The following is a 25,534-nucleotide window of genomic DNA, read 5'->3' on the forward strand; positions in this document are numbered from 1 at the left end:
CCCATCAGCAACCCACAAAGACCACAAATGAATTCAACTGCTCAAAAGTTATCCATTAAGGAGAAAGTCGGATATAGTCTTGGAGATCTTTCCGCAAACTTGGTCTTTCAGACCTTAATGACGTATCTCGCGTATTTCTATACCGATATCTATGGTCTTGAGACCAATGATGCATCTGCTATTATGTTGACCGTGGGTCTCATTGCGGCATTCGGGTTCAATCCGATTATCGGGGCATTGGCGGATCGGACAAAGTCAAGATGGGGAAAATTCCGGCCGTGGATTCTTTATACGGCCGTACCATTAGGGGTGGTTGCCTTGTTGGCCTTCAGTACACCTGATTTTGATTACAAGGGAAAAGTGATTTATGCCACGGTTACTTATACCTTGTTGCTTTTATTGTACGCAGCGAACAATCTTCCGTATTCGGCCTTGAGTGGGGTGATTACAGGAGACATGGGAGAGCGTAACAGTTTGTCTTCATATCGCTTTGTTGCGGTAATGTTCGCCCAGTTTTTTGTGCAGGTATTCATGCTGCCCATTATCGAGTCTGCCGGCGGAGGTAATAAAGCGATTGGAATCGAAATAGTGATGACTTGGTTAGCGGTTATAGGTACCCTCATGCTGATTATTACTTTCTTGACTACCAAAGAGCGTATTATTCCTAAACCGGAACAAAAATCGAGCCTTAAAGAAGATTTGGGCGATTTATTTCAAAATAGGCCTTGGGTAATCATGTTGGTAGTAACCACGTTGATTTTTATTACGTTGGCTATGAAGGGAGGGTCGTATGTGTACTACTTTGAAAACTATGTGAACAAAGAAAGTCTTACTACGTTTATTAGTCCTATACTGAATTTTCTTTCGGAAATAGGTATTAACTTCTTTGGGGAAAATCCGGTGTCAGCTGGTTTCGGTTTATTTAATGCCGGGGGTATTATTTTTATGATAGTAGGGATAACCTTTTCAAAGTGGTTCGCGGACAAATATGGTAAAAAAGATGTGTTTAGAATCGCTCTGTTTCTATCCACCTTATTTATTATTGTTTTCTATTTCTTTTCCAAGACGGCGATAGCCTTAATTTTTGTATCCCAAATTCTACATGGATTCTTTTATGGACTTACCATTCCCTTACTATGGGCTATGATTGCCGATGTGGCCGACTTTTCAGAATGGAAAAACAATCGCAGGGCCACCGCCATTATTTTTTCGGCTATGATGGTGGGCCTTAAGGGAGGATTGAGTATCGGAAGTGCCTTGCTAACTTGGATTTTGGGTCTTTACGACTACATCACCAAGGAGGCTGCTGGAGCCGCAGCTAGTGTCGTTCAGCCGGAAAGTGCCGTGCAGGGAACCAAGCTATTGGTAAGTATATACCCGGCTATCCCCTTTTTATTGGCAATCGCCTTATTGTTCTTTTATGAGATCAATAAAAAAATGGAAGTACAGATCGAAAAAGAATTGAATTTTAGAAGATCGAAATAAATCAAGTTATTCAAAATAGTTCAAAGCCATGCCAGAAGATCCTATAGACCATATTGATTTCGATGAACTCCGTGAAAAGGCCATTTCGCAACCCTTGGTAAAACACATGTATACCGCAGACCCTTCGGCCCATGTGTTCCATGGAAAAATTTATATCTATCCATCACACGATATAGACGCGGGGGAAGCTTTCGACGATCTGGGCAGTCATTTTGCTATGGAAGACTATCATGTTATTTCCATGGAGTCGCCCCTTGCCGATGCTGTTGACCATGGCTTGGCCTTGCATGTAGATCATGTGCCCTGGGCCCAAAAGCAAATGTGGGCTCCCGATGCGGCACATAGGAACGGCAAGTATTACCTATATTTTCCTGCAAAGGGGTATGACGGCATATTCCGCATAGGAGTCGCAATCAGCGATAGCCCCACCGGGCCTTTTGTTCCGGAAAAGGAGGCCATTAAGGGAAGTTTTTCCATAGACCCAGCCGTTTTTGAGGATGAAGACGGAAGCTACTACATGTATTTTGGGGGGTTATGGGGCGGCCAACTTCAGCGTTGGCGAACGGGCCGTTTCATCGCTGATGAGCCGGACAGTCCCTTGGCCCATTGCCCGGTAAGGAAAGAACCTGCCCTGTTACCGTTTATGGCTAAAATGTCTGAAGATATGCTTGAATTTGCCGAGGAACCCAGAGCGGTCAGGATTCTTGATGAAAAAGGCGATTTACTTTTGGCTGAAGATAACGATAGGCGTTTTTTTGAGGCCTCTTGGCTACATAAATATAAGGGTACCTATTATTTCTCTTATTCTACGGGGGACACCCATAATATTTGCTATGCTACTGGAGAAAGTCCCTATGGGCCATTTACCTATGGAGGTAGAATACTAAATCCCGTAGTTGGATGGACATCCCACCATTCTATCTGCGAATTCGAGGGTAATTGGTATTTGTTTTACCACGATTCGAGTCTGTCAAAAGGGGTGACCCATTTAAGATCTATAAAAGTAGCGGAAATCACCCATCGACCGGATGGGAGTATCGAGACCATCGACCCTTATGGAAATAGAACCTAGTCCAAGGAAATTCTATCCGGCGAATCTACGGGCCTAAACAACTTCAAACTATCCTTTTGAAGGCCTATAATGAGCAAATCATCCTTGGGGCCATTTTTGACCTTAAGAATAACCCTAGCTTCCTCAGGAACCGAAAAACCACTGGCCACTGAATTCAATGATTTCAAATGGCCGCCACCAGTATTCATAAGACATACCCCATTGCCCGCGTCATAATGCCCGGTAAGTACCTCGGTATCGTTAAAGTTGCCCACGCCCAGCACATCGGGCCTTTGATCCTTGTTCAAATCCGTAACTACAAAATCAAAAAGGGGCGACCATTGTGCCTCCCCGGGTAGAGGGGAATATTTAAAGTTGCCCTCCCCTAGGTTTTCTATGTACACCGAGGCCAATTCGTAGGTTTTGAATATTTCGGATGCATCAAAATCATAATTGCCAAAAATTTGGTCGAAAGAACGGTTGCCATAGTCTCGGTACGTATCGGTATATTTTCTAATTAGTGGAAGACGTCCCATTAAAGTAACTCTGGGGTGTGTAAGATATTCGGTATGATCGATGAATTGGGTCATCAAGGGTTCAATACTTCCGTTCTTGTCAAAATCTTTGGCGTAAATGGTCAGCGGCTCGTTTACGCTCACTTTGAAAGGAGTGTTCAAACCCCAGTTGCCTGCAATAAAATCAATATCCCCGTCGGCATCAAAATCTGCCGCTTTAATACAATTCCACCAACCGTTCGACTTTTGTAATCCGTTTGACGAAGTGTCGCGACTAAGCTGTCCTTTTTTGTTGTAAAACAACTGCACTGGCATCCATTCCCCCACTAAAAGCAAATCTTGCCAATCATCATTATCGAGATCGATCGCCAAGGCATCGGTAACCATGCCTGCACGACTTAAACTTGGGGCAAAGGTTTCTGTAACGTTGGTAAATTTTCCTTTATTATTTTGCAAGAGATATGATTTAGGGGAAAAAGGAAAATGGGTCGCATCGATCCGGCCACCTACAAAAAGATCAAGATCACCATCACGATCAAAATCGATAGGTACTACGGCTTGTGTGGGGTACTCGATAGGCGGTAAACTTTGGGGCTCTTGGGTGAAATTACCTAAACCATCGTTGAAAAATATTCGGTCTTGGTAGTACTCGGGATTCGAGTAATTCTCTGAACTTCCGTTGGCAATGTACAAATCCAGGTCTTGGTCTCCGTCAGCATCGAAAAGTAGTGCTCCAGAGGTTTCGGAATTAAAATCAATTCCCTGATCTATTTCACAGTGTTTGTCAAAGCTGCCCTTCACGTTTTGGAGATAGAATGTGCTTGGATGATTTTTCGTGCCTCCTATGAAAACATCCTCTAACAAATCTCCATTGATATCACCAGAAACCATAACAGGGCCTGGTTTGCTGTGCCCCCTGAAGCGCAAGGGCCATCGTTTAAAATCATCAAAGGAATTCTCTTGATTACGATAGGCCAATTTGTTGGTGTCCGTTACCTGTTCCAACAACGTAACATTTTCCATGGGTGGGGCAATTTGCTTCTCAAAAATTCCTTTCCGTGGATCAATCGTCTGGTTGGCTTTAAGGTCAGTTAGAAGTGCCATACTTTGGTCTGGCCACTGCACTTTAACAGAATCGATTATTCTGGTGTCGGCCAGGCCGAAATGAAGCGTTGGCTCGAAAGAAGACAAATACCCTTTTATAGGATTAAACTCGGCAAACTGCATACCGTTTCCTGTGAAAACCCAAACTTTAGCTCCTAAATTTTGAGCATTGGCCTCAAAAGATATCCTAAGAAAATTTGACGGCTCTTCATTTGAATCTGAGGTTTGGTTCTCGAACAATAAGGCTTTATCATCGATGTTGCTGACAATAAGGTCGAGGTCGCCATCGGTATCGAAATCTGCATAAGCGGCTCCATTGGAATAGGAGGGAAACTCAAGTCCGAACTTTTTAGTTGTATTGGAAAATCTATTACCTCCTATATTTTTAAAGAAGAAATTCGATTTTTTCATGCCTTCCATCTGTTCGAGTTGGTCGACCATTCGTTTTCTCTTTTCTTCGCTGGTACCGAAGGTATTCATGGAATTGTTGAAATCGACAAAATCCATGTTGGTAATATCTTTTTTATACCCATTGGTGATGTAAATATCCCTTAAACCGTCATTGTCAAAATCGGCTATCAAAGGCGACCAGCTCCAATCGGTTTCGGCAATATTGGCATAATAACCTATGTCGCTCAGCGTACCATCATTATTATTGACCTGGAGTACGTTCCTAACGTATTGGGGCTGATAGCCCATGGCTATAGACCGGTTAAATCGGTCAAAGGGAATATCGGCGAACATCGTTTTTTTGCGAAGATTGTCCTCTGGCAACATGTCGAGTACGAGCAGATCCAAAGATCCGTCATTGTTTATATCGGCGGCATCCATACCCATACTGTTATGGCTTTGATGCTTCAGGTAATCGGTAATCCTGTTGGTGAACGTAAAATCTCCATTGTTAATGTATAGGATATCGTTAGACAAGAAATCGTTGGCCACATAAATATCGGGCCATTGATCATTATTGATATCTAAAACGGTCACGCCCAAGCTCCATCCTTCAATGGTGATACCTGCCTCCTTGGAAATTTCTTCGAAAATGGGAATACCTTGCTCATTGAGGCCATTGTTTCTATAAAGGTGGTCGGTACTTCTGCCGCTACCATCTTTCCGTTGACCAAAGGCATTGTTCTTGGGATATTCTTCTTTAGAGTTATTCGCAAGAAACACGTCTAGATCACCGTCTTTGTCAAAATCTGACCAGACGGCTTGCATGGTGTACGAATCGTCCGCAAGATTCATAGCTTGAGCAAGATTTTCGAATTTGACCTCCCCGTTTTCATCGGTTTTATTGATGAAAAAATAATTTTCGGATTTCTCCAAGGAAAGATTGTGCGCTGTAGAAATATAGATGTCAGGTTTTCCGTCGTTATTGATATCGACAATAGAGACTCCTGTACACCATTGGTCGGTTTTAAAACCTGAAGTGTCCGTAATATCTTTGAAAGTTAAATCACCTTGGTTGAGGTAAATTTGACTGCTGACCATATTGCCTGTGAAACAGACATCGGGCAATCCGTCAGAATTGAAGTCTGCAATGCCCACACCTCCCCCGTTGAACATGTATTCATAGTCTAGTATATTTAATACATCGTTTTCGGTAATGGTATTACTAAAGGTTATGTTCGAGTGGTTGTACGTAATCCGCTCAAAGGTTCGGGAATTTTCATCAGTGGTTGTACAGCCTATCAATGCAATAAAATAGAAAGCCGTTAAAATTCTATACATGCTGAAATTTAATTATTTATTCTAGCCTTAAAAGAAAAGCGCCACAACTTTAACAGCCATGGCACTTAACAAACTAACTCAATCTGCTATTAAAACTTTCTTAGTATCCGGGGTTTTGATCTGCTTGCGATAATTCTGAGTTATTGTCGATTTCAGACTGTGGAAGCGGCAGTAATTCATGTTTAGGTTGAAAATAATCAATGGGATCGGTGTCGAATTTACCTTCTTTTCGCCACCTTAATATATCTCTGTTTCTGACTTGTTCTGAACTATGCTCCACTCTTTTTTCGTGAATGATAGCCCGCATAATTTCCGCGTCGCTATTAACAGGATATGACGCCGTTGGATACGGGGGCATGTCTACGCTCGGTCGGCTTCTTACTTGGTTCAATAAGGCTATGGCCCTTGTCGGGTTGCCAGTTTCCAATTCGCACTCGGCCAGACTGATCAATACTTCTGCGTATCGGATGACCCTCATGTTGATGCCACCAGTGAGAAACCCGCCTGGATCTACTTTGTACATCAAGGAGTATTTTCGCCAACTTATTTTCGTCGTTTCCCCTTCGAAGGTGGTTTCTTCCCCTTGGGTATCTTCTAGAACCGACTCACCGTTGTTATAAGTGTCCCCTAATACATAGAAACTCTTTGCAAAACGAGGGTCGTCTTTGGCATCTCCTTTTGAAACACGTTCAAAATCATTCAATAAACTTTCCGAAGGAATCAGGTTCCGCCATCCCACTGCAGAATATTCTTGGGTTCTTACCGATTGTTCATTGCCCACGCCATCTCCAGTACCGTCCCAGTTGAAACCTCCAATATCGGCATATCCGATTTCCATGATAGACTCTTTATTGTATTCGTTTTCTTCTTGGAAATTATCGTCATATTCATCAACTAACTCGTAATTGCCGGAATTCACAATTTGGTCATATGCGCTCTTTGCACCTGCGTAATCGCCTGTAAACATTAGTGCCCTGCCCAACATGGCCAACGCCGACCCCCTTGAGAAACGTCCCTGTAGTTTAACATTGGTCACAGGAGGTAAACCCGCAGCCGCATCACGTAAATCTTGAATGGCCAAGTTTAAAACTTCAGTTTGTGAAGATTTTGGAGCGGCCTCCTCAAAAGTCTCGGCGTATGTAGTATAAATGGGTACTCCCCCCCAAAGACTGCCCAGCTCGAAATAGGCCCAGCCTCGGGTAAACTTGGCCTCGGCGATAAGGGCGGTTCGTTCGCTTTCGGAAATTTCCTCGACTTCAGGGCCTTGGGTGATAACGATATTAGACCGGAGAATTACTTGGTACAGACCATTCCAAACGCTATTGGCTACGGAATTGGCGGGGTCGTTACTGCCGATCAAAAGTTGGTTTCTTGGGGTTTCTAGCTGCCCACCGCCCGATTTGTTATCATCGCCTCTCAGATCGTGCAGAAACCAATATTCGCGCGAATAGAGTTGTGCGGATTGTATGGAACCATATATGGCATATACCCCTGCCTCCAATTCGGCGGCATTTTTATAGTAAGTGGCTACGACCACCTCATTAGGGTTAATGAGGCTTAAGTCTTCCCGGTTACAGGAAAATGAGACCAGCATCGTCAAGAGAAATACGATAAGCGATTTTCTATTCTTCATGATATTCATTTTATTTTCTTTACTGACAATTTTTTAAAATCCGATTTCCACACCCATTAATATAGTTAACGGTCTTGGATATTGACCAAAGTCGATTCCTTGGGTACCGGTTGTGTCAAAACGATTACCTATTTCAGGGTCATAGCCTTCATATTTCGTAAAGGTCAATAGGTTATTTCCCGAAACATACCAGCTCATGTTGTTGATTGCACTACCTAAGTTATTTTCAAGCCAATCCGAGGGGAAACGGTACCCGATTTTTAGGTTCTGCATACGTAAGAACGAGGCGTCTTCGACAAAACGGTCGGAAGCCCTGGTGTTTTGGTTGGGATCACCATTGACCATTCTCGGAATTGTTGTGTCGGTATTGGTCGGGGTCCACGCGTCCAAAGCCTTGATACCGTGATTGAACAAGCGTAGCCCTCCTTCGGTATAGACCTTGGTTGCATTGTATACCTCGTTCCCTTGGTTACCGTACCAATACATGTTTAAAAAGAAGTTCTTGTAGCTGGCATCGAAATTCAGGCCGTAGTTAAAATCAGGGATAAAACTTCCCAGAATGGTACGGTCATCGGCATTAATTTGACCATCCGGGGTGATGTCCCTAAAAATTAGGTCGCCTGGAGCGGCGTTGGCCTGATAAGGAGTCGAAGGATCTCCATCAAGGGCATTGTACTGATCGATTTCTGCTTGACTTTGAAAGATACCCTCCACTTCCCAGCCATAAAAATGCTGAAAAGACTCGCCAGGTCTACTAAGTGTTATTGCTGTACCTCCGGCATCGGCATTCGGTGGGTCTGGTCGCGGGATTGTACCCGATTCAACAGCCAGTTCGGTTATTTCGTTACGTGTCAGGCCAAAGGTCAGGTTGGCATTCCATTGAAAGTCGGTACTGGGCTTCGAATAATAGGATCCTGAAAACTCAACCCCCCAGTTGTCCATACCTCCTACATTGGCGATGGTCGCACCAGAAAAACCTAAGGAGGCCGGTATAGGGACATCTAGAATCAGGTTGTCCGTAGTTCTTTGGTACCATTCTGCAGAGAACTGTACTCGGTTTTGGTATAATCCAACATCGAGACCCACGTTCGTCATGGTAGTAAGCTCCCACTCCAGTTCAGGGTTGGCCAACCGGTTGAAAAAGGCACCTTGGGCCTCTTCGTTCGCTATGATGGCGTTGGTATTGGTGGAAATGCCCGCTTGGCTTTCATAATCCCCAATTCCTGTAAAGCCGGTTTTCCCCCAACTACCCCGAATCTTCAATTCAGATAGGTTTTCATGATTTTCCATAAATGGCTCTTGGGCAATATTCCATCCCGCCGAAACCGCTGGAAAGGTGGCCCATTTAAATCCTTCGGCAAATTTTGAGGAACCATCGCGTCTTATGGAAGCGCTTAGAAGGTATCTTCCATCAAAATCATAGTTGACCCTACCTACAAAAGAATAGATAGTATTGTCGGCCTCCGTCCCTTGTACCGTTTGGGCCTCGGTACCTGAAAGTACCCCAAGATCGTTACTGAGACGCTGTCCTTGTCCGGTTAAAGTGTACTGGGCAAAATCCTGACGCTCGGCGACTGCGACTACGTCAATATTATGATTGCCCCAATTCTTTAGATAGTTCAACTGGTTGGAAAAGTAATTTCCCGTTGATGTATTTTGTTGGTCGATAGTGATATTTTCGTTCCTTCCCGCAAACCCATCGAAGTAAATAGGTTGTCTTTGAAGGTTGCGAAGGTTGTTCCAATCAATGCCTGCTGTGAATCGGTAGGACAAACCATCGGCAATTTTGACATCGGCATAGGCGGTTCCAAAAATACGTACGTTCGTGTTCGTATTCGTGTCGATTAGACCGCCACGCAATGGGTTTTCGGGGTCCGTGCCGTCTGCCCCATCGGGCGCTCGTAGTCCTCCGGGTAGGGTAGGGTCCCGTAATGGAATATAGGGGATACCCCTAATCGTATTTTGAATTGCGGTCCGACCCCCTAACTCGGCCTCATTTTTACGTTTGGCATTCGAGATCATCAATGATTGGCCAATGGTCAACCAATCGTTGATATCATGATCGGAATTAACCCTAAAATTATAGCGGCTGAATCCGGTGCCAACAATGATACCATCTTGTTTAAAGTAGCCAAAAGAACCAAAAACCCGTGATTTTTCGGAACCCCCTCTCAAACTGAGACTGTGGGAAGTGGTAACCCCGGTACGGAAAACCTCGTCTTGATAGTCCACATCGGTCTCGGCGTACGTTTGACTCGCCCCTTCATAGATAGGGGTATTAAGTTGGCTCCACCTGGTAGGGTAAGTTGCCCCGGCATTATCTAGAAGCTCGCGACCGAATTCCAAATATTGCTCCCTATTCAAAAGATCTAGTTTTTTAGAGGCCACCGCGAAACCGGAGAAACCCCGATAGGTTAAATCGATTTCACCATTTTGGGGCCGTCCCCTTTTGGTCGTAACGATAACCACACCGTTGGTGGCCCTTGAACCGTAAATGGCCGTTGAACTCGCATCTTTGAGTACCGAAATACTCTCAATATCGTTGTTATCGAAATCGGTCAAGCCACCTACGGGATATCCATCAACTACATATAAGGGGTCGGATGCGTAGCTGACCGAAGAAATACCCCTTATTTGCACAATGGGACTCGTTCCGGGTCCCCCCGAATTGGTAACCTGTATACCGGAAACCCGACCTTGTAGTGCTTCTGAAAAGCTTACCACGGGTAGGGCAACTATATCTTGGGATGATATGGTAGAAACTGCTCCGGTTACCGCCTCTTTCTTTTGGGTACCATAACCAATCACTACTACTTCATCGAGTTCTGCGGTATCTTCTTCCATCTGTACAGAAATGGAACTTCGACCATTTACTGGAATTTGTTGTGAAATGTAACCGATATAGCTAAATACCAAAGTACCATCTGAGGGTACATCGGTTAACGTAAAGTTTCCATCAAAGTCGGTCTGGGTTCCGTTGGTAGTTCCTGATACCACCACTGATGCACCAGGCAACGGAGAACCGGTTTCATCGTTTACGGTACCGGTTACAGTGGTTGCTTGGGAAAATGAGCTGTGGCCCATTAGTAGGAATAGCACTACCACTACATGTTTGAGTTGAATCATAATCATTGAGTTTAAGTTAGTTAACGATGTGAGATGTTCTATTACAACATACCATTAATACATGACAAAGATATATGGGGTACTCTCCGAGCACTACAATAAATGATGCAAATCATGGAAAATTTGATGCATTTTTATGAAAAAAATAAGAATATCTTAACAAATGACCTCTTGTGTTGTGGATATTATGAAATTCTTATAGCATATATTACAATATGTGATTGATGGTTTCGCAATAGGTTGATTTGGGTAGAATAGAAGGAAACTTTAGTTAAAATTGGTCAATGTGGACACTGAGGATAGGTGACCCTATTTTTCATTTTTTAGTACATGCCCATCTCTAAACTAGAGACCTTGGTTTTTTGGCAGGAGATCATATCACAAAGTTTGATCGGAGCGGGTTAAGATGGGCTATTTAAGACTGAATGCAAGATACCGATCTCCTGACTCGGTACCCGCCTTTCCGCCACCACAGGCAAGAACTATGAACTGTCTGCCTTCGATTTCATATACGCTAGGTGTCGCATACCCGGCAAAGGGTAATTTGTACTTCCAAAGTTCTTTGCCCGAATCTTTATCAAAGGCCCTAAAATATGAATCTACGGTAGCGGCTATAAACACGAGCCCCCCAGCGGTCACAACCGGTCCACCATAATTCGCAGTGCCCGTTTTCGGGATTCCCTTGGCGGTTAACTCCTCGTATTCACCGAGTGGAATTTGCCATTTTATAGTGCCTTGATTTAAATCGATAGCCGAAAGGGTACCCCAAGGAGGTTTTATGGCAGGATAACCTTCGGGATCATAAAAACGATTATAGCCTGTATGGTTATAGCGGGATATGCGTTCGTTGGTTTCTTTACCTGACTCATGCACTTCTAGCTTTTCGCTTAAGGTACCCAATATGAAATCTACCACGGCGGACTTTTCTTCCTCGGGAATATGTTTAAAACCGGGCATAAAACCACCCCCAAAATCGATAATTTCTAAAATTTCGGCTCTGTTTTTCCGTTTTGATAATTCCGTTAAGGCCGGATAGGTGCCGGAGCTATCGCCTCTCATGTCCTTGCCGTGACACATTACGCAGCGTGTATTATATACTATTTGACCTAGATCTACAGCTTCATCGATGTAACCATCTTGGTGTTCTTCCAAGGTTATAACACAGGGTATTTCCTTGGCATTGACATAGAGGAGCCCACTTTTTGGATCGAAGGCGGCCCCACCCCAACCCCCTCCTCCATCAAACCCTGGAAAAACTACTGTTCCTTGTTCACTGGGAGGTATAAAGGCTTCGCCCGTGCGCAATTGAGCTAATCTTCGAGCGACTGAATCATGGGAAGCTTGGGACAATCGTGTGATATCTTGCGCAACGAATTGTTGACGCGTAAAAGGTGGCGGTTTCACAGGAAAGGGTTGCGTAGTTGAAGCCAGTTCTCCCTTAATATCAGAAGGGGGTACCGGGCGCTCCACAATAGGGAATAGTGGTTTTCCAGTGTCCCTGTCCAAAAGAAATACGAATCCCGATTTCGTATGTTGTGCGACGGCTTCACGAGACTCCCCTTGATGATTTACGGTGACCAGGGCCGGGGGTGAGGGTACATCACGATCCCAAATATCGTGATGAACTGTTTGAAAGTGCCAGACAGGTTTGCCGGTATCTGCATGTAAGGCCAAGATACAATTGGCGAAGAGATTTTCGCCATGGCGATTTCCTCCCCAAAAATCGAAAGAGGCGGAACCGGTGGGAACATAAACGATGCCTCTTTTTTTATCTAAAGTCATACCCGCCCAGGCATTGGCCCCTCCGATATTTTGAAATGCATTTTTGGGCCAAGTTTCAAATCCCGGTTCACCCGGTTGCGGTATAGTATGAAAGACCCATTCAAGGGCTCCGGTTCTGACATTAAAGGCCTGCACGGTTCCTGGGGCGGCATCGGCATTTTCGGACACCCTCGTTCCCATGATAATCTTATCCTTGAAAATGACACCTGGGGATGTCGAAACCACATATAGGTCTTGTGCTTTTTGGCCCAGCCCTGTTTTTAATGAAACTCGGCCGTTTCTCCCAAAATCCTGAACGGTTTTTCCGGTCTTAGCGTCAAGGCAAAACAGGTATTCTCCTGCGGTGAAGAAAATTCGCCGTATCCCTTCTTGTCCATAATACGTGACTCCCCTATTTACGTTCATTCCGAAGTTGACTTCGACACCAGGGTCAAAAACCCATAATTTTTTACCGGTTTTGGCATTGAGTGCGAATGTTTTAAGTTTGGGTGAGGTCGCATACAAAATTCCATCGATGACAATCGCATTGCATTGCATTTGAGTGCTCTTTTCAGGGTCGGCGTCTCCTGTAGCAAACTCCCATGCTACCCTTAACTCGTGCACGTTCTCTTTGTTGATCTGTTCGAGCGGCGTATACTGGGTTCCGTTTGTGCCCAAATAAACAGGCCAGTCTATACCGGTCGTAGGCGGAGAAACAGAATGATCTTGACAGGCTATTAGCAGCAAAGTCAACGTTAGGAAGAACCCGTAATAAATAATTTTCATGATAATGGAAGCGACTTGAACATACAAGATACAAAATTCGGTAACCGCGCTATAAATACCGGTTTCAGCTAGGAATATAAGCCATACCGTGGCATTTTGGAAAATATATCATGAAAAAACGTATCTTGAGAGCATTAAAGCCAAACCCTAGTAATGAGAATTTTTTTTGTCCTGGTTTTTTTTCATCTTTTCGGTTTTGGTCAAGCCACTATGCCAAATGATAAAAAGATGAAGGTAATTAAAATAGAGACTAAAGACGACGTCGATATAGAGGCCATTTCCCGGCTATTAGAAGAGAGGGCCGAACTTCATGCCATTGATTTAATTAATTGGGATACATTTTCGTACCAACCTAAAGTACACTTTAGGATAGCGCATAATGGTAAGGCGATATGGTTAAAATTCTACGTTGAAGAAGAATTTATTTTAGCGGAACGTTCCGAAACCAATTCGGCTACCCATCGCGATAGTTGTGTCGAATTCTTTATCGATCCGTTACAAGACGGAAACTATTATAACTTCGAGTTCAATTGTATAGGCACCACACATCTGGCCTACGGACCTGATCGAAAAGACCGATCTTTTATCGATGCAAAGTTGATCAAAGACCAAATAAAGACCATGTCATCTTTAGGCGATAAGCCCTTTGAAGAAAAAGGCGGAGGCCATTCTTGGGAGATGACAGTAGTGATCCCCGCCATTGTATTTAGCCATTCCGATGAAATCGATTTACAAAATTTAAAGGCGAAGGCCAATTTCTATAAATGTGCCGACGATACCTCAAGACCCCATTATTTGACCTGGAATGCGGTAGGGACGGAACGTCCGGATTTTCATCAACCTGTCTATTTTGGAAATCTGGTTTTTGAGTAGCACGGATTATTTCCATTGACAACAAGGGGAACGTCGCGGTTTTACCTTAAATGTGCTCGAACACATTTTTTATGATTTCCTTGTTTCATAAGGAAAAGTATTTTACCTTAATCCTCGGAGAGGACCTTATTTTGTCAAGGCGGTTACTATTTTTAATTCTTCAAAAATGCGTATGGTTTCTCATATAAAAGAAGCTTTTCTTTTGTTCGGTGTAGCACTAATCTTCGTACAATGCGAAACTGACGTGCGTGACGGTGGTCTCGCTTTACCGGAGGGGTTCAAGTCTGCAGTTGTAGTGGATAGTATTTCTGAAACTGTCAGGCACCTAGCGGTAACGGACGATCATATCATATATGCAAAATTGAGAAATGCCAATGACACTGCCTCTGTTGTAGCACTACAAGATACTAATGGTGATAGTTACGCAGATATTATTGAAAAGTTTGGGGGACAGGGCCAAAAAGAAAGATGGAGCTATGCTACGGCCATGAGGATTTACAATGGCTACATCTATTATAGTTCGGATTTGGTGGTGTATCGGCAAAAACTTAAAAAAGGCACGCTGATACCCGAGGGCGATATTGAAATAGTACTCACCGATGACCACGAACACGGTAAGCATGAGCATATTGGTAAACCTATCGCTTTCGATAATAAGGGTCATATGTACGTGCCCTTTGGAGCGCCATCCAATGCATGCCAACAGCCAAAGCGCACGCCCAATTCTCCCGGCTTGGATCCTTGCCCACAATTAGAAGACCACGCAGGCGTTTGGCGTTTTGATGCTAATAAGTTGGGGCAGACACAAAAAGACGGGTACAAATACGCCTCGGGTATACGTAGTCTGGTCGCGATGAATTGGAATCCGGTCGACGAAGAGCTCTATGGTGTGATGCACGGGAGAGACGATTTGTTACGATTATGGCCAGATCGGTACAGTGCGCACGAGAGTGCCTTGTTGCCTTCTGAAGAATTCATGCGCATTACCGAGGGGTCTCACTTTGGATGGCCCTATTGCTATTATGATCAGATAAAGGGTAAGAAGGTACTGGCTCCAGAGTATGGCGGTGACGGAGATATCGTTGGCCGCTGTTCCGATTATGAAGACCCCATTCTTGGATTTCCTGGTCATTGGGCCCCCAATGATTTGCTGTTCTATGAGGGCGATCAATTTCCGGAACATTATAAAAATGGAGCTTTCATTACTTTCCATGGGTCAACTAATAGGGCTCCTTATCCGCAATCAGGATATATCGTAGGCTTCGTACCTTTTGAGGATGGAAAGCTAAGTGGTGATTTTGAAGTATTTGCAGATGGATTTGCTGAGGTAGACCCCATTGTGAACACCAAAGATGCCGCCCATAGACCTATGGGATTGGCTGTGGGTCCTGATGGAGAGCTTTACATATCGGATTCAGTAAAGGGTAAAATTTGGAAGGTTAGCTATGAGGGTGATAAAGATGAATTTGGAGATCAACAATTGTTGGCGATGGAGGAGCGTAAGAACAGATCGAACGTGCGTACACCCGATGTCGAAAAAGACAACCTCTTGCCTAAAAATTTGATTGGGGGTGCCAAGATTTATCAGCAATACTGTAGTGCATGCCATCAAATGAACGGTAGGGGCGCTTCTGGAAGGTTTCCGCCATTAACAAAGACCGATTGGGTGACTGGTGACAAAGAACGTCTGATCAAGGTTTTGTTGAATGGTATGGAGGGTAGTTTGAAGGTAGGAGAAGAGGTTTATAATGGGGTTATGCCACAACATCGTTTTTTGAACGATACCGAAACTGCTCAAGTACTGACATTTGTTCGGTCTAGTTTTGGTAATGAGGCTTCCGAAATAAATGCAGATGAAGTCGAGAAAGTTCGTAAAAGACAAGAGGAAAGCGGAGTTCCCATAGCGCCTATCCAAGCTACAACCGAATAAGGTTTATATGCTCAAGGAAAGAGATAACATCCATATAGGCTCCGTTTGTAAGCATTTTTATATTCGTATCGATAGTTATGTAAAAGACTAGATTGTCTAACACTTATCATGCGAAGGCCGGTGTGTTAAAGTTTAAAACATAAGAGGGTTCCTTCATTAGAGTGAGGGTTTAGTGTAATATGATAATGATGGCAATCGGAAAAGGAGCATAGCAAATGGAAAGAAGATCATTTTTAGGTAATACTATCGCCATGGGTTTGACCCCTTTGACCTTTGGACAGGAGCAAAAGGAAAGCGCTCATCAACCCGTGACGATAGAAAAGTTTCGGTCAGGGAAACCCCACAGAGGTAAGGTTTTGGCGGCGATTCAACCCCATTCTGATGATATTCCCATTTTTGCGGGTGGCACGGTCGCTAAATTAATAAAGGAAGGCTATACGGGCTATCTCATACGAACAAGCAACGATGACCATGCTGGAAGAGGGGAAACGGTGGGAGAAGTAATTCGAAACAATGAGAAGGATAATGAGGAAGTTGCAAAAGCCTTGGGCTTGACCAAAGTATATAATTTGGGCTATCGGAATCACAGAATGGACAATATCAGTATTCAAGAATTACGGGGTCGGTTGATTTTCCTCTTTCGACTGTTAAAGGTCGATACGGTCATCTCTTATGACCCTTGGGGGCATTATGAAGAGAATCCAGATCATTATATTACCGCAAAGGCGGTAGAGTCGGCCCGATGGATGGCCGGTGGGAGATTGGATTACCCCGAACACTTCGAAGCCGGGTTATCGCCTCATTCGGTGAAGGAAAGATACTATTTTGCACGCGGACCGCAATTGGTCAACAGAATTGTCGATATCAGTGAAACCATAGATGATAAAGTAGCATCCAATCGTGTTATCGTAACTCAAGGCCCGGGAGGAAATGCAGGCACAAGATTACGCGACCGCCTCGAAAAAGAAGGAAAATATTTGCCTGTATTGGGCGATAAGAAAGAAAGTTCCAACCACAATTATATCAAACATTTTGTTCTTGATATAGATTCGATGGCCACTAGAGGGGTTCCTTCTGATCGGGAAATAGGTAAAACCCATGGCCTTGATTGGGCAGAGAGGTTTCATTATATCGGGCCTACGGTCTCCAAACTGGAAGAATACATTGAAGCCAATGCAAAAATAAAGTAGAAATGAACGATTATAACGAATTCAAGAAGAACAGTATGAAAACTCAGTCTCGATTTATATACATAAGTATTTTATTTACTTTTTTTATCACGTCTTCCGCCTTAGGACAAAATTTTGATATCCTTATTAAAAATGGGCATGTCATCGATGCAAAAAATGGCATTGATAAAGTCATGGACGTAGCTATAAAAGACGGGGAAATTGTTGAAATTGCCGCTAACATTGGCGCAAATAATGCCGCCACTACAATTGATGCATCCGGGCTTTATGTCGCCCCTGGACTTATCGATATCCATAGTCATAATTTTCACGGGACCATACCCAATGCCTACTTGAGCAATAGTTTTACGGCCCTGCCACCAGACGGTTTTACATTTCGATCAGGGGTCACGACGATTGTCGATCTGGGTGGTGCCGGGTGGCGTAATTTTCGGGTATTCAAAGATCAGGTAATTGACCATTCCAAAACGCGGGTGTTATCGGTATTGAATATCGTTGGTTCGGGTATGAAGGGCGGGGCTATAGAACAGAACTTGGCCGATATGGACCCGAAGTTGACCGCGATGGTCGCCAGACAGTTTCCTCAGTATATAGTAGGAGTGAAATTGGCGCATTATCAGGGGTTTGATTGGACACCAACCGAGAGGGCGGTAGAGGCAGGAAAATTGGCCGATATACCAGTAGTAATCGATTTCGGGGGTAGCCAACCCGAACTTTCACTTGAGACCCTATTGATGGAAAAGCTGCGCCCGGGTGATATTTTTACCCATACTTATGCCCATGTAAAGGGAAGGCAGCCCGTGGTCAATGCCGATAATCAAGTAGAAGACTTTGTTTGGGCGGCCCAAAAAAGGGGTGTCATCTTCGATGTCGGCCATGGAGGTGGTAGCTTTTTGTTCGAACAAGTAGTGCCTGCCATGAAACAGGGTTTTAAACCGAATACGATCAGTACGGATCTGCATACGGGAAGCATGAACGGTGGAATGAAAGACATCGTAAACATCATGTCGAAATTTTTGAACCTCGACATGCCATTGGCCGAAGTAGTGGCGGCCACGACTTGGAATTCCGCACAGGCAATTAAAAGGCCCGAACTGGGGCATTTGTCGAAAGGGGGCATAGCTGATATAGCTATTTTAAGTTTGAAAAAAGGAGATTTTGGTTTTATCGATAGTCAGGGCAAGCGCATGAAAGGGAATCAGCGACTTCAGTGTGAACTGACAATACGTGATGGAAAAGTGGTCTATGACCTTAACGGATTGGCCGCGGCGGATTGGGACGAATAAGTACAACGGCCAGAATACATGTAGATGGGTCATAGAGTAGACCCTAAACCTACAGTTCATATCATATAGTAGAGGAAGAATAATTTAAATAATCAAATAGAATGAAAATGGAAACCAAAACAACGAGAAGAGCATCGTTTAAAAAAATAGGAACGGGCCTAGCCGCTTTATTTGGCATAGGATCCGTGAGTGCCATGACCAAAGACACAAACGCATTCACGGCGAAAAAGGTAAAAAAAGAAGTGGTGGGTGAAATTATAACCGACCAAGATATTCCCCTTTTCTCGGGGGCGGTCAAACATGGCAATACACTATATATCGCTGGTAAAGGCGCACATACCGAACCTTTTGAAATTAAGGCACATACAGAAATCGTACTTCAAGAATTACAAAAGGAATTGGAAAGAAATGGTTCGTCCATGGATAAAGTGCTGAAAGTCAATGTCTATCTTGCCGATTTAGGGGATTATAAAGCGATGAACGAAGTTTTTCGAGGGCGTTTTGGTAAAAACCCACCAGTGCGAACCACCGTGGCCACTTATGGAGGGGTGCCTGGTAATTCGTTGGTAGAAATGGACTGTATTGCGGCCATAGATTAATTAAATTTAAGTCAGAAAAGTTATGAGTAGTAGAAGAAAAGCATTAAAAACTCTTTCGACACTCCCAATAGTTGGAGGGTTGCTAGGGCCAAGTTTGGTATCCGCAAAAGTCGCGGAAGAACTAGTTAAAAAACCGGCGGAGTTGGCAGGTCGCGATTTTTTCAAAGAATTGGGTATTCGAACCTTTATCAATGCGGCAGGTACCTATACCTCGATGACTGGTTCTTTGATGCGCAAAGAAGTAACCGACGCTATCACTTTCGGTACGACGGAATATGTAAACCTCGATGAATTACAGGATAAGGTAGGGGAGCGTATAGCCGAGTTGCTCGACTGTGAATACGCAACCGTTTCCTCTGGTGCTTTCGGAGCCATGACCATTGGTCTTGCAGGCATCATTTGCGGAATGGATAACGAAAAAGTCAAACAGCTACCAGATACAACTGGCCTTAAAAACGAGGTCATTGTGCAGGAGGAACACGATATTGGGTATACCCATGCCTTGATGAATACCGGCGCCAAAATAATTTCCGTAAAAGGAACGAAGGAACTCGAAAAGGCCATTACTAAAAATACGGCCATGCTATGGTTCTTGAATGCCAATACCGATGCCGGTCAAATCTCGAGAGAAGAATTTGTGGCTTTGGGTAAAAAACATGGTATCCCAACATTTATTGACTGTGCAGCCGATGTACCTCCGGTTGAAAATCTTTTTAAGTTTACAAAAATGGGATTTGATCTGGTTTGTTTTTCTGGAGGAAAGGGCATACGTGGCCCTCAAAGTGCTGGGCTATTGTTAGGTAAACGAAAGTACATAGAAGCCGCACGTTTACACACGCCACCCCGGGGCACGACTATTGCCAGGGGAATGAAAGTGAATAAAGAAGAGGTTTTAGGTATGTTGGTCGCTTTAGAAATGTACTTGGCCAGAGACCATGAAAAAGAGTGGGAACTTTGGGAAAACCAAATCAAATTAATTAGTGACAGTGCTTCATCCGTCGCAGGGGTGGAGACCGAAATACATGTCCCCCCACATGCCAATCACGTACCTAGCCTTAAAATTCGTTGGGATGAGAGCGTGGTGAAAATTACTCCCGATGAACTACGTAGACAATTGCGCGATGGGCATCCTTCGATTGAAACGGTAGGAAACAAAGAAGAAGTAGGTATTACCACTTGGATGATGGAGCCCGGCCAAGAACGCGTCGTGGCCCATCGTATAAAGGAAATTCTTGAAAATGCGTAATATTGAAGTGATTATACGAACCAAAATCAAAAATTAGATACCATGAGAATACTTTCGGTATTAGTCCTTGCCTTTTTATGCGTTGCCTGTAACACCACGGCGGAAACTGAGAAATCCAACGTAGGGATGGATCAAACCGAACAGGAGAAAATAGATCCTGACTATGATCCGGAAGCTAAAATTGAGGCATTGGGCATTAAGCTGAGCCCACCTTCGGCACCTGTGGCCAACTATGTAAATGCCGTACGGGTCGGAAATATGATTTTTTTATCGGGAAAAGGACCTTTGAAAGACGATGGGGAAAATATTACCGGGAAGCTTGGTGCTGAGCTCACCATAGAACAAGGTTATGAAGCTGCAAGAGTAACGGGTATCAATCAGCTTTCCGTTTTGAAGGCTGAATTGGGTAATCTTAACAAGGTCAAACGTGTTGTGAAGGTTCTAGGAATGGTGAACAGTACGCCCGACTTTACCGAACAGCCCAAAGTAGTCAACGGATATTCCGACCTTATGGTCGAAGTATTCGGTGACCGGGGTAAACATGCGCGTGCCGCTGTAGGCATGGGTGCTTTGCCAAGTAATATTGCCATAGAGGTCGAAATGATTGTTGAGGTAGTCGATTGATTAAAAAATGTTCGGATCGGCAAAAAGATATGGAATCACGAACTTGTTAGGGTTCGGCCTTATTATTTACTTCTTTTTTGCCTTAAACGCGTGCAAAACCCGGGAAAAAGAACCCGAAGTCTTACTTAGGGCCGCCTTACTGGTCAAAGAAGATCATACTTGGTACAAAGGCTTCGCCTATTTCAAGGAAATTATGGAAGAGCGTTCCAATGGACGAGTAAAGGTCGAAATATATCCTTCGGAACAGTTGGCCAAAGAAATCGAGGCCATTCGCCTTATTCAAGCTGGGGTAATCGATATGACCACTACTGGGTCGACGCTCACCAATTGGTTCGAGGTAGCTGCCTTCTGTGAAATGCCCTTTTTGCTCAACGATGCTGCTGATATCGACAGCTACGTGAATGGTCCCGTTGGTCGACGTATAGAAAAGGAGATGATCGAGAAATCGGGTCTTAGGGCCATGGGCCATTTTGAAAGAGGCCCTAGACATCTTACTTCCAATCGGCCTATTCGCCACCCAGATGATTTAAATGGTCTTATTATAAGAGTACCTAACGTACCCTCTTTTGTAACGGCATGGAGTGCTTTGGGCGCCAAACCTACCCCAATGGCCTTTTCGGAAGTGTTCACTTCACTACAGCAAGGCACGATCGAGGCTCAAGAGAACCCTTTTGCCATGATCAACAACGCCGGTTTTGCCGAAGTACAGCAATATTTGAACCTTACCGGACATGTCATTAGCTGGGTATATCCTGTGGTAGGCGAAAAACAGTTTCAAGCACTTCCGCCCGACATACAACAACTGTTTTTGGAAGCTAGTTCTGAGATGCAGGCCTACGAGCATCGCCTTTTTCTAGAGAACGAAAAAAAGGTGCAAGATGAATTGAAGGCTAAGGGCATGAAGTTTATCGAGGTCGATAAGAAAGCATTTCAAGAAAAATGCGAGAAGGCCATTTATGAAAGTCTTTCGCCTGATATGCAAGACCTATATAACACCCTAAAACTTCAGAAAGATGCTGCATAAAGCCATAGGGCGCATATTGAAAATAGGTACGCTTATTAGTACTTGGGGGCTAATAGCTACGGTTTTGCTACAAATAATTTGTCGATTTACGCCTATTGATACCCCTTCTTGGACAGAAGAAGCATCACGACTATTTTTCATCTACGCCATGTCTTTTGCAGCTGGCTTGGCTATGAAGAACGAATTTTACGTACATCTCTCCATGTTCTATGAACGGCTTCCATCTCGACTTAAAAAAATTGTATCGCGAACCATACCGATCTTATCGCTGTTTCTTTTTTTATTTATGGCGGTTTGTTCCGTCCAGCTGATTATTTTAGGACTCGCTGAAAAGTCACCTAGTATGGGGCTTAATATGGGCTTTGCATTTCTCAGTATGTTTATTATGGCCACTTCGGTGGGGTATTACCTAGCGAGGAAGATCGCAAGGGATTTTAAAAACTGGAAGTCGTGATTTGGATTTTGGTACTCGTCTTTGTGGTTTGCCTAGTGTTGCGGTTTCCCATTGCCTTCGCTTTAGGTCTGTCATGTCTAAGCTATGTATTGGCCAAGGGTATACCGCTGATCATCGTTCCGATGAAAATGTATTCCGGAATCGATGTATTCGTTCTTTTGAGCGTTCCAGGTTTTATAATGGCGGGTAACCTAATGAATCATGGGGGGCTCACCGAACGCATCATCCGATTTTGTAACCATTTACTGGGTCACATTCGTGGAGGTCTCTCATTGGTCAATATTGGAGCCTCGATGCTATTTGCCGGAATATCGGGGACGGCCATTTCAGATACTGCTAGCATGGGCTCCATTATGATCCCCGCTATGAAAAAGGAAGGCTATGATACAGGTTTTTCATGTGCCGTTACCGCTGCGTCATCAACAGTAGGGCCTATTATTCCCCCTAGCGTACCGATGATTATTGCGGCAACACTCAGTGGGTTATCGGTAGGTAAACTTTTCTTGGCAGGGGCCCTTCCAGGGCTATTATTGGGGGTGGGTCTATTATTGACGGCCTATATCATTTCGACGAGAAGAAACTACCCGAAACACCCGCGTAGTAGCTTTGGTCAGATATTACGCGGATTTGTGGATACATTTTGGTCCCTTTTAATGACTTTTATTATACTGTACGGTATTATTGGAGGTATTTTCACACCGACCGAAGCTTCCATTATTGCAGTGGTCTATGCATTGCTCATAGGTAAGTTGGTTTATCGCAGACTGAGTTTTAAAAGCATTCAGGTTATTTTTTTGGATAGTATGAAAACTTCGGCATCTTTGATGGTGTTGGTAGGTTTTGCGAATTTGTTTGGGTTTATTTTAATTACCGAGCAAATTCCGCAAGCCATCTCGAATGAGATTTTAGGTTTTACTACAAACAAATATATAGTGCTCTTACTGATCAATATTTTACTTATCATCGTCGGTACTTTTATGGAAACCATTGCGGCTCTTTTGATACTATTTCCTATTTTATTGAAAGTGGCGCTGGCGGTCGATGTCGACCCTATACATTTTGCGGTTATCGCAGTTTTGAATTTAATTATTGGGCTGACAACACCCCCCGTAGGAGTCTGTCTTTTTGTGGCTTCCAGTATCGGAAAAATATCTATTGGAGAGGTAAGTAAAGCAGGTTTTCCGTTTTTAATGGTCAGTTTACTGGTCTTGGTTTTGGTGACACTTTTCCCCTGGTTTTCGCTAGCCTTGCCCAATTTATTTATGGAGTAACAACTAAAACATTGAAGATGTATAGAATCAAATTGCTAACGGTTATTTTTTGCTTCGGCTTAGGTCTGGTTCAGGCCCAATCCTCGTACGTTCTCAAAGAAAATGTCCCGTATTATGATGCCAAGACACAAGCCTCCGATGTCTACATCAAGGAGCGCTGCAAATTGGATGTTTATTACCCCAAGGATACTACCGGGGTAGCTACGGCCATTTGGTTTCATGGGGGCGGCCTAGAGAACGGCGAAAAGCATATTCCAGAGGGTTTATTGAAAAAAGGGATTATCGTAGTAACCGTGAATTACCGAATGCACCCCAAAGTAAAACATCCCGTATATATTGAAGATGCAGCCGCAGCTGTAGCATGGACTTTTAACCATATCTCGGAATTCAACGGTGACCCGAAAAAAATATTTGTTACGGGCCATTCTGCTGGGGGATATCTCGCCAGTATGGTAGGTTTTGATAAGCACTATTTGAACAAGCACGGGATCGATGCCGACGATATCGCAGGATTGATTCCTTTTAGTGGTCACGCCATAACCCATTTTACGGTCCGCAAAGAAATGGGTATTGCGGGTACACAGCCTATCATCGATGCATATGCCCCCTTGTTCCATGTACGCAAAGATGCCCCGCCCACGCTTTTGATTACTGGCGATCGAGACCTTGAACTACTGGGACGATACGAGGAAAACGCCTATTTCCACCGGATGTTAAAAGTGATAGGGCATCCCGAGGTCACGCTTATGGAACTCGATGGGTACGGACATAATATGGTCTACCCCGCCATCCCGCTACTTCTTGATTTTATGAGTAACAAATCACACTGATTGAAGGCAAAACGATATCAGAGGATTTAAAGTGCCTTTACTTCAAAAGGTTTTTCCTTGCTCCTTTTGACCCGATTGCACAAAGGTTTACCAAATACATCCGAAGCAATTTCAAAACAATCCCCGTTGTCGATTTGAATGCCGTCCGTAAAACTAAAAGTGGCCGTGCCAAAGTAATGGCAGTGTAAGTCGCCCGGTGTCCGAAATAGTTTATACTTAAAGTGGTGCTGTTCCAAATTATCGATACTATGAATCATATGTGCTGCGCCACTTAGAAAATCTTTGGCCCATAGGGTTTCTGTTCCCCTTTGCACCGATACCCGCCCCTTGACCGATTCGGGAAGGTCTCCGATCAAAAGCTCAGGGCCAAAGGAACATTGCCTCAATTTTGAGTGCGCAAGATAAAGGTAGTTGATGCGCTCCATCACATGATCGCTATATTCATTGCCCAAGGCATAACCCACCCGAAATGGAGTGCCGTCCAGACCAATTAAATAAATGCCGACTATTTCAGGTTCTTCGCCTCCATCAAGAGCATATGAAGGGTAATCTATGGTTCCATTGGGGGGTACTATGATAGTGCCATTGCCTTTATAGAACCATTCAGGCTGTACCCCGATCTGTCCTTTTTTGGGTTTTCCTCCTTCTATACCCATCTTGAAGATTTTCATAGAATCGGAAAACTCTTTTTCCTTTTCTAGAGCTTTGTGCATGGTGTCTCGCGCATTGGCCGACCCCGAATGGGTAAGTCCGGTTCCGGTAATCCAAAAATGGTAGGGGTCTTTGTGAAAAATAGGGGGCAAAAGTCGGTCAGCGGCTACAATCGTATCGTAATCGACATAGTCATCAGAAAGATTTTTTGCCACTAGGGTCTCTATTTTCTCCCCTTTTTGAATGGAGGCGTATGCCAGGTCGTAAGTCGAAGCAAAGTTAGTAATAGGGTACAGGCGGTCCCCAGAAACCTGGGCTACAATTATGCCGTCATTACGATCTAAATATTGTACTATTCGCATGG

Annotated in this window: 18 protein-coding genes; 13 read left to right on the forward strand and 5 right to left on the reverse strand. The window is 44.0% G+C overall.

Translation table 11 applies throughout. The features are described 5' to 3' along the window. Positions 1-27: 27 nt before the first annotated feature. Positions 28-1,485 carry an MFS transporter gene (locus F2B13_RS06710; protein WP_149303796.1) on the forward strand — a complete coding sequence of 486 codons (1,458 nt, stop codon included), beginning with the start codon at positions 28-30 and terminating at the stop codon, positions 1,483-1,485. A 28-nt stretch (positions 1,486-1,513) separates the two neighbouring features. Beyond that, complete coding sequence (locus F2B13_RS06715; RefSeq protein WP_149303798.1) at positions 1,514-2,557, forward strand: glycoside hydrolase family 43 protein; 1,044 nt, start codon at positions 1,514-1,516, stop codon at positions 2,555-2,557. Here the strand turns inward: F2B13_RS06715 and F2B13_RS06720 are convergent. The 4 genes from F2B13_RS06720 to F2B13_RS06735 form a co-directional block, all read right to left on the reverse strand. Continuing rightward, positions 2,554-5,886, reverse strand: a complete 3,333-nt coding sequence (locus F2B13_RS06720; protein ID WP_149303800.1) for a VCBS repeat-containing protein — start codon at positions 5,884-5,886, stop codon at positions 2,554-2,556. The two genes, F2B13_RS06715 and F2B13_RS06720, sit on opposite strands and share 4 nt — an antisense overlap. Positions 5,887-5,986: 100 nt before the next feature. After that, a complete protein-coding gene (locus tag F2B13_RS06725) occupies positions 5,987-7,519 on the reverse strand; it encodes a RagB/SusD family nutrient uptake outer membrane protein (protein WP_149274257.1) in 1,533 nt (510 codons plus the stop codon). Between the two features lie 33 nt (positions 7,520-7,552). Then, positions 7,553-10,645: a SusC/RagA family TonB-linked outer membrane protein gene (locus F2B13_RS06730; RefSeq protein WP_198440091.1), complete on the reverse strand. Its 3,093-nt coding sequence runs from the start codon at positions 10,643-10,645 to the stop codon at positions 7,553-7,555. Between the two features lie 411 nt (positions 10,646-11,056). Beyond that, on the reverse strand, positions 11,057-13,192 hold the full coding sequence (locus tag F2B13_RS06735; RefSeq protein ID WP_149274261.1) for an outer membrane protein assembly factor BamB family protein: 2,136 nt from the start codon (positions 13,190-13,192) through the stop codon (positions 11,057-11,059). Positions 13,193-13,420: 228 nt separating this feature from the next. On the opposite strand from F2B13_RS06735, the gene F2B13_RS06740 reads away from it, so the two are divergent. From F2B13_RS06740 to F2B13_RS06790, 11 genes are all read left to right on the forward strand, one after another. Next, complete coding sequence (locus tag F2B13_RS06740; RefSeq protein WP_198439706.1) at positions 13,421-14,065, forward strand: carbohydrate-binding family 9-like protein; 645 nt, start codon at positions 13,421-13,423, stop codon at positions 14,063-14,065. A 172-nt stretch (positions 14,066-14,237) separates the two neighbouring features. Continuing rightward, positions 14,238-15,995 (forward strand): PQQ-dependent sugar dehydrogenase, encoded by a 1,758-nt coding sequence (locus tag F2B13_RS06745; RefSeq protein WP_198440092.1) that lies wholly within the window; start codon positions 14,238-14,240, stop codon positions 15,993-15,995. A gap of 215 nt (positions 15,996-16,210) precedes the next feature. Beyond that, complete coding sequence (locus tag F2B13_RS06750) at positions 16,211-17,185, forward strand: PIG-L deacetylase family protein (protein WP_149274267.1); 975 nt, start codon at positions 16,211-16,213, stop codon at positions 17,183-17,185. Positions 17,186-17,187: 2 nt separating this feature from the next. Then, positions 17,188-18,471 (forward strand): amidohydrolase/deacetylase family metallohydrolase, encoded by a 1,284-nt coding sequence (locus tag F2B13_RS06755; RefSeq protein ID WP_232622900.1) that lies wholly within the window; start codon positions 17,188-17,190, stop codon positions 18,469-18,471. Between the two features lie 107 nt (positions 18,472-18,578). Next, complete coding sequence (locus F2B13_RS06760; protein ID WP_149274269.1) at positions 18,579-19,070, forward strand: RidA family protein; 492 nt, start codon at positions 18,579-18,581, stop codon at positions 19,068-19,070. Positions 19,071-19,092: 22 nt separating this feature from the next. After that, on the forward strand, positions 19,093-20,316 hold the full coding sequence (locus F2B13_RS06765; protein WP_149274271.1) for an aminotransferase class V-fold PLP-dependent enzyme: 1,224 nt from the start codon (positions 19,093-19,095) through the stop codon (positions 20,314-20,316). A gap of 42 nt (positions 20,317-20,358) precedes the next feature. Next, positions 20,359-20,940: a RidA family protein gene (locus tag F2B13_RS06770; RefSeq protein ID WP_149274273.1), complete on the forward strand. Its 582-nt coding sequence runs from the start codon at positions 20,359-20,361 to the stop codon at positions 20,938-20,940. A gap of 7 nt (positions 20,941-20,947) precedes the next feature. Beyond that, a complete protein-coding gene (locus tag F2B13_RS06775; protein ID WP_149274275.1) occupies positions 20,948-21,964 on the forward strand; it encodes a TRAP transporter substrate-binding protein in 1,017 nt (338 codons plus the stop codon). Further along, positions 21,954-22,418 carry a TRAP transporter small permease gene (locus tag F2B13_RS06780; RefSeq protein ID WP_149274277.1) on the forward strand — a complete coding sequence of 155 codons (465 nt, stop codon included), beginning with the start codon at positions 21,954-21,956 and terminating at the stop codon, positions 22,416-22,418. The genes F2B13_RS06775 and F2B13_RS06780 overlap by 11 nt, the downstream gene beginning before the upstream one ends. Beyond that, positions 22,415-23,689 (forward strand): TRAP transporter large permease, encoded by a 1,275-nt coding sequence (locus F2B13_RS06785; RefSeq protein WP_149274279.1) that lies wholly within the window; start codon positions 22,415-22,417, stop codon positions 23,687-23,689. The genes F2B13_RS06780 and F2B13_RS06785 overlap by 4 nt, the downstream gene beginning before the upstream one ends. A 17-nt stretch (positions 23,690-23,706) precedes the next feature. After that, on the forward strand, positions 23,707-24,519 hold the full coding sequence (locus F2B13_RS06790) for an alpha/beta hydrolase (RefSeq protein WP_149274281.1): 813 nt from the start codon (positions 23,707-23,709) through the stop codon (positions 24,517-24,519). A 26-nt stretch (positions 24,520-24,545) separates the two neighbouring features. On the opposite strand, the gene araD1 is transcribed toward F2B13_RS06790, so the two are convergent. Next, a complete protein-coding gene (araD1, locus tag F2B13_RS06795; RefSeq protein ID WP_149274283.1) occupies positions 24,546-25,532 on the reverse strand; it encodes an AraD1 family protein in 987 nt (328 codons plus the stop codon). Positions 25,533-25,534 lie beyond the last annotated feature (2 nt).

The organism is Pareuzebyella sediminis (genome assembly GCF_008367235.1).
In the GTDB taxonomy this organism is placed as follows: domain Bacteria; phylum Bacteroidota; class Bacteroidia; order Flavobacteriales; family Flavobacteriaceae; genus Pareuzebyella; species Pareuzebyella sediminis.